Source organism: Rahnella sp. ChDrAdgB13 (genome assembly GCF_017655185.1).
In the GTDB taxonomy this organism is placed as follows: Bacteria; Pseudomonadota; Gammaproteobacteria; order Enterobacterales; family Enterobacteriaceae; genus Rahnella; species Rahnella contaminans.
In genome coordinates this window covers 52,489-64,857 of sequence record NZ_JAEMGT010000071.1, presented here as the reverse complement: position 1 = coordinate 64,857, position 12,369 = coordinate 52,489, and the positions used below count along the sequence as shown (strand labels likewise).

Below are 12,369 nucleotides of genomic sequence, written 5' to 3'. Positions count from 1 at the left end.
GGTGGAGCAGCCTGGTAGCTCGTCGGGCTCATAACCCGAAGGTCGTCGGTTCAAATCCGGCCCCCGCAACCACTTTCCCTAAGTGTTTATTTCAAATAGACTTTCAGTATCTTCCTGTGATGTTCTGCAGCTCCAATTTGAAAGCTTCAATTTGAAAATAATACTTTGCGAAAGTTGCACCGAAGCCGCCTGTGCGGCAAATAGGGTCCAGTTGCATAAAGCCCCGATTTATCGGGGTTTTTTGTTATTTGGCAACAGAATCACTGGGCTATTTAGCCCTTTTTTTATGTCTTGGGGGTGGGCTTGTCCACATTAGAACAAAAATTAACAGAGCTGATTACAGCACCAGTCGAGGCACTTGGCTTTGAGCTGGTTGGCATCGAGTTCGTTCGGGCTCGCCAATCGACGTTGCGCATCTATATTGATAGTGACGCCGGGATCAATGTTGATGATTGTGCTGATGTCAGCCACCAGGTGAGCGCTGTGCTGGACGTAGAAGATCCAGTCACCGTCGCCTATAACCTGGAAGTTTCCTCTCCAGGCCTTGATCGTCCTATGTTCACCGCTGAACATTATCAACGTTTCCTCGGTGACGAAGTTAGCATTGTCCTGCGAATGGCTGTGCAGAACCGTCGCAAATGGCAGGGCATTATTAAGGCTGTCGAAGGCGAAATGATCACGGTGACAGTGGAAGGGAAAGATGAAGTGTTCGCACTGAGCAACATCCAGAAAGCGAACCTGGTACCCCACTTTTAAAGAGTTTGGAAGAGGCAACTAGGATGAACAAAGAGATTCTGGCTGTTGTAGAAGCAGTTTCTAATGAAAAATCCCTCCCGCGCGAGAAGATTTTTGAAGCGCTGGAAATTGCATTATCAACAGCGACCAAGAAAAAATACGAGCAGGAAATCGAAGTCCGCGTCAGCATTGACCGCAAAACCGGTGATTTTGATACCTTCCGTCGTTGGGTTGCAGTCGACGAAGTGACTCAGCCTACCCGCGAGATCACCCTCGAGGCCGCACAATACGAAGATCCGTCCATCGAGCTTGGCGGATACATCGAAGACCAAATTGAGTCGGTCACTTTCGACCGCATCACCACACAGACTGCTAAACAAGTTATCGTACAAAAAGTACGTGAAGCAGAACGTGCAATGGTGGTTGAGCAATTCCGCGAACAACAGGGCGAAATCGTCACTGGTGTCGTTAAAAAAGTAAACCGCGACAGCATCGCACTGGATTTAGGCAGCAACGCTGAAGCCGTTATCCTGCGTGAAGACATGCTTCCGCGTGAAAACTTCCGCTCTGGCGACCGTATCCGTGGCGTGCTGTATGATGTTCGTCCGGAAGCACGTGGCGCCCAGTTGTTTGTCAGCCGTTCACGTAATGAGATGCTGATCGAACTGTTCCGCATCGAAGTACCAGAAATTGGTGAAGAGCTGATTGAGATTAAAGCGGCAGCCCGTGATCCCGGTTCCCGTGCAAAAATCGCAGTGAAAACCAACGATAAACGTATCGACCCGGTAGGTGCCTGTGTCGGTATGCGTGGCGCACGCGTTCAGGCCGTATCCAGTGAACTGGGCGGTGAACGTATCGATATTATCCTTTGGGATGATAATCCTGCGCAATTCGTGATCAACGCTATGGCGCCGGCAGACGTCGCTTCCATCGTTGTTGATGAAGATAAATGCACCATGGATATCGCCGTCGAAGCCAGCAACCTGGCACAGGCGATTGGCCGTAATGGTCAGAACGTGCGTTTGGCCTCCCAATTGTTGAAACAGCATCGTGGTGATGACAAGTGGGAACTGAACGTGATGACAGCAGACGACCTGCAAGCCAAGCATCAGGCTGAGGCACACGCTGCGATTGATACCTTCACGAAATACCTGGCCATTGATGAAGATTTTGCCACGGTTCTGGTAGAAGAAGGTTTCTCTACGCTTGAAGAACTGGCTTACGTGCCAGTCAACGAACTGCTTGAAATCGACGGCCTGGATGAAGACACCGTGGACGCGCTGCGCGAACGTGCAAAAGAAGCGCTGACCACTATTGCTTTAGCCCAGGAAGAAAGTCTCGGTGATAAAAAGCCTGCTGATGATCTGCTGAACCTGGCGGGTCTGGAACGTAGCATGGCATTTAAACTGGCTGCCCAAGGGGTTTGTACGCTGGAAGATCTTGCCGAGCAGGGTGTCGACGATCTGGCTGATATTGAAGGTCTTACTGACGAGCGGGCTGGTGAACTTATCATGGCTGCGCGCAATATCTGCTGGTTTGGCGACAACGCGTAATAAACTGTAGCAGGAAGGAACAGCATGACAGATGTAACTGTAAAATCGCTGGCGGCAGAGATTCAGACACCGGTAGATCGCCTGGTACAGCAATTTGCTGATGCAGGGATCTCGAAGTCCGAAGCTGACTCTGTGACCCAGCAAGAAAAAGAAACATTGTTGGCGCATTTGAATGGTGGAAACTCAGGTGCGACAAACAAACTGACGTTACAACGCAAAACGCGTAGTACACTGAATATTCCGAGCACCGGCGGGAAGAGTAAATCGGTGCAAATCGAGGTCCGCAAGAAACGCACTTATGTTAAACGTGATATGACCGAGGCAGAGATTGCCCAGGCCGAAGCGGAAGAGCAGGCGAAGCGTGACGCGGAAGAACAGGCACAGCGTGTAGCAGCAGAGCAAGCCCAGCGCGAAGCTCAGGAAAAAGCCAAGCGCGCCGCCGAAGAGCAAGCTAAACGTGAGGCCGCTGATAAAGCTAAGCGTGACGCAGCGGAAAAAGATAAAGTGACGAATCAACATACCGATGAAGTAACCAAACCAGCTCAGGCAGAGAAAGCACGCCGTGAAGCTGAAGCCGCAGAGCTGAAACGCAAAACGGAAGAAGAAGCCCAGCGTAAGCTTGAAGAAAACGCCAAGCGCATTGCAGAAGAAGCCCGTAAAATGGCTGACTCTGGTGTCTGGACTGAAACTGCCGCGCCAAGCGAATCAGAATCTGCTGACTACCATGTCACCACTTCTACCCACGCCCGTGCTGCTGAAGACGAGAATGACGCCAAAGTTGAAGGCGAACGTCGTAGCCGTACCCGCGGTGGCAAAGCGACCAAACAGAAGAAAGGCAACAAGCTGTCCGAATCTAAAGCGGATCGCGAAGAAGCCCGTGCTGTTGGCCGTAATGGTAAAGGCAAACGCAAACCAAGCACCCTGCAACAGAGCTTCAACAAGCCTGTTATCGCGGTTAACCGTGATGTCGTGATTGGCGAAACCATTACTGTTGCCGAACTGGCAAACAAAATGGCAGTGAAAGGTTCTCAGGTCATCAAAACCATGATGAAACTGGGCGCCATGGCCACCATCAACCAGGTTATTGATCAGGAAACTGCTCAGCTGGTTGCGGAAGAAATGGGCCACAAAGTTATTCTGCGTCGTGAGAACGAGCTGGAAGAAGCGCTGATGAGCGATCGTGATACAGCTTCTTCTGCTGCCGCTGAGCCACGTGCTCCGGTTGTGACCATCATGGGCCACGTTGACCACGGTAAAACCTCTTTGCTTGACTACATTCGTTCTACGAAAGTGGCAGCAGGCGAGGCCGGTGGTATTACCCAGCACATCGGTGCTTATCACGTTGAAACCGAAAATGGCATGATCACCTTCCTGGATACACCGGGACACGCCGCGTTTACTTCAATGCGTGCTCGTGGTGCTCAGGCTACGGACATCGTGGTTCTGGTTGTTTCTGCTGATGATGGCGTGATGCCACAAACGATCGAAGCAGTTCAGCATGCGAAAGCTGCTGGTGTGCCAATCGTCGTTGCAGTCAACAAAATTGATAAGCCTGACTCTGATCCGGATCGCGTTCGTACCGAACTGTCTCAGTACGGCGTTATGCCAGAAGAGTGGGGCGGTGAGTCTCAGTTCATCCACGTTTCTGCTAAAGTCGGTACTGGTATCGACGATCTGCTGCAAGCCATCTTGCTGCAAGCTGAAGTTCTGGAACTGAAAGCTGTTCGTACCGGTATGGCGAGTGGTGTTGTGATCGAGTCCTTCCTGGATAAAGGTCGCGGCCCGGTTGCTACCGTTCTGGTTCAGGAAGGTACGCTGAATAAAGGCGACATCATTCTGTGTGGCTTCGAATACGGCCGTGTCCGTGCGATGCGTGACGAAATGGGTCGTGACATTCTGTCAGCAGGTCCTTCAATCCCTGTCGAAGTGCTGGGTCTGTCCAGCGTTCCTGCTGCGGGTGATGAAGTGACCGTTGTTCGTGACGAGAAGAAAGCTCGTGAAGTTGCTCTGTATCGTCAGGGTAAATTCCGCGAAGTTAAACTGGCTCGTCAGCAGAAATCTAAACTGGAGAACATGTTCGCGAACATGACCGAAGGTGAAGTTTCTGAACTGAACATCGTTCTGAAATCTGACGTACAGGGTTCTTGCGAAGCGATTTCCGATGCATTGCAGAGCTTGTCTACCGACGAAGTGAAAGTCAAAATCGTAGGCATGGGTGTAGGTGGTATCACCGAAACTGATGCAACGCTGGCTGCTGCTTCCAACGCGATCATCCTCGGCTTCAACGTCCGTGCAGATGCTTCTGCCCGCCGTGTCGTAGAAAGCGAAAGCCTGGATCTGCGTTACTATTCCGTTATCTATAACCTGATTGACGAAGTTAAGCAGGCGATGAGCGGTATGTTGGCGCCAGAGTACAAACAGCAAATCATCGGCCTGGCTGAAGTTCGTGACGTGTTCAAGTCACCTAAATTCGGCGCAATTGCAGGTTGTATGGTTACTGAGGGTATGATCAAGCGTAACAACCCAATCCGTGTACTGCGTGATAACGTGGTGATCTATGAAGGCGAGCTGGAATCCCTGCGTCGCTTCAAAGATGACGTTGCTGAAGTTCGTAACGGCATGGAATGTGGTATCGGCGTTAAGAACTACAACGATGTGCGTGCTGGCGATGTGATCGAAGTCTTCGAAATCATCGAGATCAAACGTACTATCGCTTAACGTTTGCGAAGTAGCTGATATCCAGATGGGGGCCTTGCGCCCCCTTATTTGTCTGGATCAAGTGAGGAGAAAAGCATCATGGCAAAAGAATTTAGCCGTACTCAGCGCGTCTCTCAGGAGATGCAAAAAGAAATCGCTATTATCTTACAGCGCGAAGTCAAAGACCCGCGCGTAGGAATGGCGACAGTTTCAGGCGTTGAAGTTTCACGCGATCTGGCTTATGCCAAAGTATTCGTGACCTTCCTGGACGTTCTGACGACTGACAATCACGATCCTGATCGTGTCCAAAATGGCATCAAAGCTTTGCAGGACGCATCCGGTTTCATCCGCACGCTGATCGGTAAAGCAATGCGTTTGCGCGTCGTGCCGGAACTGACTTTCGCTTACGACAACTCTTTGGTTGAAGGTATGCGCATGTCTAACCTGGTGACCAACGTTGTGAAGAACGATGCTGAACGTCGTTCAGCTGCAGGCGATGACGAGGAAGTATAAATGAGTCGCCCACGTCGCCGCGGCCGTGACATTCACGGCGTTCTGCTACTGGACAAATCGATTGGCTTGTCGTCCAACGATGCTCTGCAAAAGGTTAAACGTCTTTATAACGCTAACCGCGCAGGGCATACCGGTGCGCTGGATCCTCTGGCTACCGGCATGTTGCCGTTGTGCTTAGGTGAAGCCACCAAGTTTTCCCGATTCCTGCTCGATTCCGATAAGCGTTATCGTGTTATCGCCCGTATGGGACAGCGCACGGACACATCTGATGCTGAAGGCGCGATCATTTCTGAACGTGAAGTGACCTTCAGTCAGCAGCAACTGGATGACGCACTCAACAGCTTCCGCGGGGAAACCCAGCAAATTCCTTCCATGTATTCTGCACTGAAATACGAAGGGAAAAAGCTGTATGAGTACGCGCGCCAGGGCATCGAAGTTCCGCGAGAATCGCGCAGTATTACAGTGTATGAACTCAAGTTCATCCGCTGGGAAGGTTTTGAAGTTGAGCTGGAAATCCACTGCTCAAAAGGTACTTACATCCGTACGATTGTCGATGATCTCGGCGAGAAGTTGGGGTGTGGTGCGCACGTGACTTATCTGCGTCGTTTGCAGGTCGCAACCTATCCTTCTGAGCGTATGGTCACCATGGAAAAACTCCATGAATTGATTGCTCAGGCTGAAGAGCAGGGCATAGAGCCTCGTCTTTTGCTGGATCCTTTGTTGTTGCCGATGGACAGCGCATGTGAAGACTTCCCGGAAGTGAATCTGCTGCCTGTGGTGGCCGGATATGTTAAGCAGGGCCAACCTGTTCAGGCATCTGGCGCGCCGGCGAGTGGCATGGTTCGCATAACCGAAGGCGAAGAACGTAAGTTTATCGGTGTGGGCGAAATAGATGATGATGGGCGCATTGCGCCGCGTCGTTTAGTCGTCGAATACACGGATTAAGCGCTTTCTGCTCACCTTGCGATCACATATAGCAAAGGGTAGAATAGCGCAGCTTATGCATTGGGTAGCTGAATTAGAGATCGGCTCCCGTTTAATTATCTATAATATTTTGGAGTAAGATTATGTCTCTAAGCGTTGAAGCTAAAGCTCAAATCGTTTCCGACTTCGGTCGTGGCACTAACGACAGTGGTTCTACCGAAGTTCAGGTTGCTCTGCTGACTGCTCAAATTAACCATCTGCAAGGTCACTTTGCAGAGCACAAAAAAGATCACCACAGCCGTCGTGGTCTGCTGCGTATGGTTTCTCAGCGTCGTAAACTGCTGGACTACCTGAAGCGTAAAGATGTAGCACGTTACACCAGCCTGATCGAACGTCTGGGTCTGCGTCGCTAATCAAGCGAGTTTCAGTGTAAAGGGGCCAATAGGCCCCTTTATTCTAGGAAGCATCAGCAAATCAGGTTACTGTATGGCTGCTGTTTCTATTGTTATTCTAAGAACATGAACTTCCGTTACAGATGTTTTCGCGCGGCTAATGAGAGACTTTATTGCCACAACGTCAGGCCAATAAGGATTGTCATTAGTCGCGAGAATGTAGTGAGAAGCTCGGATATTTATCGGTGTGAACTGCTGTCATAACAGCTGCGCGCCACAAACAAGGATATTACATTGCTTAATCCGACTATTCGTAAGTTCCAATACGGCCAGCACACCGTTACGCTGGAAACCGGCATGATGGCTCGTCAGGCTACTGCAGCTGTTATGGTTAGCATGGACGACACCGCGGTATTCGTTACCGTTGTTGGCCAGAAAAAAGCGAAACCAGGTCAGAGCTTCTTCCCGCTGACAGTTAACTATCAGGAGCGTACTTACGCTGCTGGTCGTATCCCGGGTAGCTTCTTCCGTCGTGAAGGCCGTCCAAGTGAAGGCGAAACGCTGACTTCGCGTCTGATTGACCGTCCGATCCGTCCTCTGTTCCCGGACTCTTTCCTGAATGAAGTTCAGGTTATCGCGACTGTGGTTTCCCTGAACCCACAAGTTAACCCTGACATCGTTGCGATGATCGGTGCGTCTGCTGCCCTGAGCCTGTCTGGTATTCCATTCAACGGCCCAATCGGTGCTGCACGCGTTGGTTACATCAACGACCAGTACGTTCTGAACCCAACCGCAGATGAGCTGAAAACAAGCCGTCTGGACCTGGTTGTTGCCGGTACTCAGGGCGCGGTGCTGATGGTTGAGTCTGAAGCTGAAGTGCTGAGCGAAGATCAGATGCTGGGCGCGGTCGTATTCGGCCACGAACAACAACAAATCGTTATCGACAACATCAACTCACTGGTTGCTGAAGCCGGTAAGCCAAAATGGGACTGGCAGCCAGAAGCGGTTAACTCCGAGCTGCACGCTCGCGTGGCTGCACTGTCTGAATCCCGTCTGGGTGATGCGTACCTGATCACTGATAAACAAGATCGTTACGCTCAGATCAACGTCATCAAATCTGACGTTGTTCAGGCTCTGCAAGCTGAAGACGACTCTCTGGATGCGGGCGAAATCTCCGACATCCTGGGCAGCATCGAGAAGAACGTGGTTCGTAGCCGTGTTCTCCGTGGTGAACCGCGTATCGATGGCCGTGAAAAAGACATGATCCGCGGTCTGGACGTGCGTACTGGCGTTCTGCCACGTACCCACGGTTCTGCGCTGTTCACCCGTGGTGAAACTCAGGCTTTGGTTACCGCAACTCTGGGTACTGCACGTGATGCGCAGAATCTGGATGAGCTGATGGGCGAGAAGACTGATAGCTTCCTGTTCCACTACAACTTCCCTCCGTACTCTGTTGGTGAAACAGGTATGGTTGGCTCGCCAAAACGTCGTGAGATTGGCCATGGCCGTCTTGCTAAACGTGGCGTGCTGGCAATGATGCCAAAACCAGAAGACTTCCCGTACACCGTACGTGTAGTTTCTGAAATCACCGAATCTAACGGTTCATCTTCAATGGCTTCTGTTTGTGGTGCTTCTCTGGCCCTGATGGATGCAGGTGTTCCGATTAAAGCCGCTGTTGCGGGTATCGCAATGGGTCTGGTTAAAGAAGACGACAGCTTTGTCGTTCTGTCCGACATTCTGGGTGACGAAGATCACCTGGGCGACATGGACTTCAAAGTGGCCGGTAGCCGCGACGGTATCACCGCGCTGCAGATGGACATTAAAATCGAAGGTATCACCCGCGAAATCATGCAGGTGGCTCTGAACCAGGCTAAGGGTGCGCGTCTGCACATTCTGGGCGTAATGGAACAGGCTATCAGCACACCACGTGGCGATATCTCTCAGTTTGCTCCACGCATCCACACCATCAAGATCAGTCCAGACAAAATTAAAGACGTGATCGGTAAAGGTGGTTCTGTGATCCGTGCTCTGACTGAAGAAACTGGCACCACTATCGAAATCGAAGATGACGGTACTGTTAAAATCGCAGCAACCGACGGCGAGAAAGCGAAATACGCTATCCGTCGTATCGAAGAGATCACTGCAGAAATCGAAGTGGGTCGTATCTATCAGGGTAAAGTGACCCGTATCGTTGACTTTGGTGCGTTTGTTGCCATTGGCGGCGGTAAAGAAGGTCTGGTTCACATCTCTCAAATCGCTGATAAGCGCGTTGAGAAAGTGACTGATTACCTGCAGATGGGCCAGGAAGTTCCGGTTAAAGTTCTGGAAGTTGACCGTCAGGGTCGTGTGCGTCTGAGCATCAAAGAAGCTACCGCACCAACTCAGGACGATACAACTGAGCAACCTGCAGCAGAATAATCTGTAACAGAAGTTTTACAGCTCCTTTCCAGCTGGAAGGGGGCTGTTCGTCTCACGAACGTAGGATGCGTTTGTGTTAAGCAAGCGGATGACAGGATGTTCATCCAATGTTTGTCTCCGGGAGTAGAAATGAAGCCTTTCTTGCGCTGGTGTTATGTTGCGACAGCACTTATGTTGGCAGGATGCAGCAACCATGATTGGCGTAAAAATGAAGTTCTGGCGATTCCGTTGCAGCCGACGTTGCAGCAGGAAGTCATTCTGGCACGCATGGAACAAATACTTGCCAGCCGGTCATTGACTGACGATGAGAGAGCACAGCTATTATATGAGCGCGGTGTGCTGTATGATAGTCTCGGGCTAAGAGCACTGGCGCGAAATGATTTTTCACAAGCGCTGTCTATTCGTCCTGATATGCCAGAAGTTTTTAACTACCTGGGGATTTACCTAACGCAGGCAGGCAATTTCGATGCTGCCTATGAAGCGTTTGATTCTGTACTAGAGCTTGATCCAACTTACAACTACGCGCGTTTGAACCGAGGTATCGCACTGTATTACGGTGGCCGATTCTCGTTAGCGCAGGATGATCTGCAGGCGTTTTATCGAGACGATCCAAATGATCCCTTCCGTTCGTTATGGCTTTATCTTGCGGAGCGAGAAATCAATCCGAAGAATGCCGAAGTAGCGCTCCAGGAGCGTTATGACAAAGCGGACAGAGGGCAATGGGGATGGAATATCGTCGAATTCTACCTGGGCAAAATCAGCGAATCTACGCTGATGGAACGCCTCAAGGCAGAAGCAACGGATAACACTTCGCTCGCTGAGCATCTCAGTGAAACTGACTTCTATTTAGGTAAGCATTACCTAAGTCTGGGGGACAAGAACAGCGCCGCGGCACTGTTCAAACTGACGGTAGCTAACAACGTCCATAACTTCGTTGAGCACCGCTATGCATTGTTGGAATTGGCGCTTTTGGGCCATGAGCAAGACGACCTATCAGAATCGGACCAGCAATAGCTGACGACACCAATCAGCCTTTTTAATCATGGTATCTGCCATTTTTAAGCGCCTTAACGGGCGAGGGTTGCTTTGTTCGTTTTATAATCTAATTTGAGCCGGTTCACACTTTTCAATGAAAATGACTGAAAATTTTCTCGACGAGTTATGTAGACTGGCTGCCATTATTAATGAGGCACGTGTACATGACTACTGAGCTTGAAACCTCTTTTGCTGACCTGGGGCTGTCTGCTCCGATCATTTCTGCCCTGACTGATTTGGGCTACGAAAAACCTTCACCAATCCAGGCTGAGTGTATTCCTCACCTGTTAAATGGCCGCGACGTTCTGGGCATGGCTCAGACAGGTTCCGGTAAAACAGCAGCATTCTCTTTACCTTTGCTGCACAACATTGATGCTTCTCTGAAAGCACCACAAATTCTTGTTCTGGCACCAACCCGCGAACTGGCGGTTCAGGTTGCTGAAGCAATGACTGATTTCTCTAAACACATGCATGGCGTGAATGTGGTTGCCCTTTACGGCGGCCAGCGCTATGACGTTCAGCTGCGCGCACTGCGTCAGGGACCACAAGTTGTTGTCGGTACCCCGGGCCGTCTGCTGGATCACCTGAAACGCGGCACCCTGAACCTCTCTAACCTGAGCGGCCTGGTGCTGGACGAAGCTGATGAAATGCTGCGTATGGGCTTCATCGAAGACGTCGAAACTATCATGGCGCAGATCCCGGCTGAACATCAGACCGCGTTGTTCTCTGCAACCATGCCAGAAGCTATCCGTCGCATTACCCGTCGCTTCATGAAAGAGCCTCAGGAAGTGCGCATCCAGTCAAGCGTGACAACGCGTCCAGACATCAGCCAGAGCTACTGGTCTGTATACGGCCTGCGTAAAAACGAAGCGCTGGTTCGTTTCCTGGAAGCAGAAGATTTTGATGCGGCGATCATCTTCGTTCGTACCAAAAACGCAACGCTGGAAGTGGCAGAAGCACTGGAACGTAGCGGCTACAGCAGCGCTGCACTGAACGGTGACATGAACCAGGCCCTGCGTGAGCAGACTCTGGAACGTCTGAAGGATGGCCGTCTGGATATTCTGATCGCAACCGACGTGGCAGCACGTGGTCTCGACGTAGAACGTATCAGCCTGGTTGTTAACTACGACATCCCGATGGATTCAGAATCTTACGTTCACCGTATCGGTCGTACCGGTCGTGCTGGCCGTGCAGGTCGCGCATTGCTGTTCGTTGAGAACCGTGAGCGTCGCCTGCTGCGTAACATTGAACGCACCATGAAGCTGACCATTCCAGAAGTTGAAATCCCAACTGCAGAAGTGCTGGGCGAACGTCGCCTGGCTAAATTCGCAGCCAAAGTTCAACAGCAACTGGAAAGCAGCGATCTGGATCAATACCGTGGCTTGCTGGCAAAACTGCAACCTGCAGAAGAGCTGGACATCGAAACGCTGGCCGCTGCACTGCTGAAAATGGCACAGGGCGAACGCCCTCTGATCGTTCCTGCTGATCAGCCGTTCAAAAGCCGTCCACCACGTCGCGAATTCGAAGATCGTGGCGACCGCGGTGACCGTGGCGATCGTCGTGACCGCCCGGCGCGTAACAGCGACCGCCCTGCACGTGATGGCGACAGCCCACGTCGTGAGCGTCGTGATGCTGGCGATATGGAACTGTATCGTATCGAAGTGGGCCGCGATGATGGTGTTGAAGTTCGTCACATCGTTGGCGCTATCGCTAACGAAGGCGATATCAGCAGCCGTTACATCGGTAACATCAAACTGTTCGGTACGCACTCTACTATCGAGTTGCCGAAGGGGATGCCGGGCGAGATTCTGTCTCACTTCACCCGTACCCGTATCCTGAACAAACCGATGAACATGCAGTTGATCGGTGATGCGCAGCCACAAGCTCCGCGTCGCGACCGTCCGGCAGGTGCTGGTGGTGAGCGTCGTGGTAACGGTGCTCCGCGTCCGTTCAATGGCGAACGTCGTGAAGGTGGCCGTGGTAACGGTGCTCCACGTTCTTTCAACGGCGACCGTCGTGAAGGTTCTTCAGCCGCTGGCGACCGTCGTCCGCCAAGCCGCGCACCACGTCGTACTACCGACGCATAATATTCTGATTTCAGT

At 51.4% G+C, this 12,369-nt stretch carries 10 protein-coding genes; all 10 read left to right on the top strand.

The window, feature by feature from the left end:
• The first annotated feature begins 303 nt into the window (after positions 1-303).
• The 10 genes from rimP (at position 304) to J8X26_RS18350 (ending at position 12,354) form a co-directional block, all read left to right on the top strand.
• Positions 304-756, top strand: a complete 453-nt coding sequence (gene rimP, locus J8X26_RS18395; RefSeq protein WP_147243271.1) for a ribosome maturation factor RimP — start codon at positions 304-306, stop codon at positions 754-756.
• A gap of 23 nt (positions 757-779) precedes the next feature.
• The gene (nusA, locus tag J8X26_RS18390) at positions 780-2,288 is read left to right on the top strand and encodes a transcription termination factor NusA (RefSeq protein WP_152325286.1); all 1,509 of its coding nucleotides are present in this window, start codon (positions 780-782) and stop codon (positions 2,286-2,288) included.
• 24 nt (positions 2,289-2,312) lie between these two features.
• Complete coding sequence (gene infB, locus J8X26_RS18385; protein ID WP_152325285.1) at positions 2,313-5,006, top strand: translation initiation factor IF-2; 2,694 nt, start codon at positions 2,313-2,315, stop codon at positions 5,004-5,006.
• Positions 5,007-5,084: 78 nt separating this feature from the next.
• Positions 5,085-5,498 (top strand): 30S ribosome-binding factor RbfA, encoded by a 414-nt coding sequence (gene rbfA / locus J8X26_RS18380; protein WP_208951569.1) that lies wholly within the window; start codon positions 5,085-5,087, stop codon positions 5,496-5,498.
• Positions 5,499-6,443, top strand: coding sequence for a tRNA pseudouridine(55) synthase TruB (gene truB / locus J8X26_RS18375; RefSeq protein ID WP_195813599.1), 945 nt, complete (start codon positions 5,499-5,501; stop codon positions 6,441-6,443). It begins immediately after the preceding gene.
• A 122-nt stretch (positions 6,444-6,565) separates the two neighbouring features.
• The gene (rpsO, locus tag J8X26_RS18370; protein WP_014333706.1) at positions 6,566-6,835 is read left to right on the top strand and encodes a 30S ribosomal protein S15; all 270 of its coding nucleotides are present in this window, start codon (positions 6,566-6,568) and stop codon (positions 6,833-6,835) included.
• A gap of 273 nt (positions 6,836-7,108) precedes the next feature.
• Positions 7,109-9,232, top strand: a complete 2,124-nt coding sequence (gene pnp, locus J8X26_RS18365) for a polyribonucleotide nucleotidyltransferase (protein ID WP_152325283.1) — start codon at positions 7,109-7,111, stop codon at positions 9,230-9,232.
• Positions 9,233-9,361: 129 nt separating this feature from the next.
• Positions 9,362-10,246, top strand: coding sequence for a lipoprotein NlpI (gene nlpI / locus J8X26_RS18360; RefSeq protein ID WP_112286786.1), 885 nt, complete (start codon positions 9,362-9,364; stop codon positions 10,244-10,246).
• Between the two features lie 115 nt (positions 10,247-10,361).
• Entirely contained in the window at positions 10,362-10,442 is an 81-nt protein-coding gene (gene yrbN / locus J8X26_RS28060) for a protein YrbN (protein WP_096335046.1), read from the top strand.
• Complete coding sequence (locus J8X26_RS18350; protein WP_152325282.1) at positions 10,432-12,354, top strand: DEAD/DEAH family ATP-dependent RNA helicase; 1,923 nt, start codon at positions 10,432-10,434, stop codon at positions 12,352-12,354. Before yrbN ends, J8X26_RS18350 begins: the two co-directional genes overlap by 11 nt.
• Positions 12,355-12,369 lie beyond the last annotated feature (15 nt).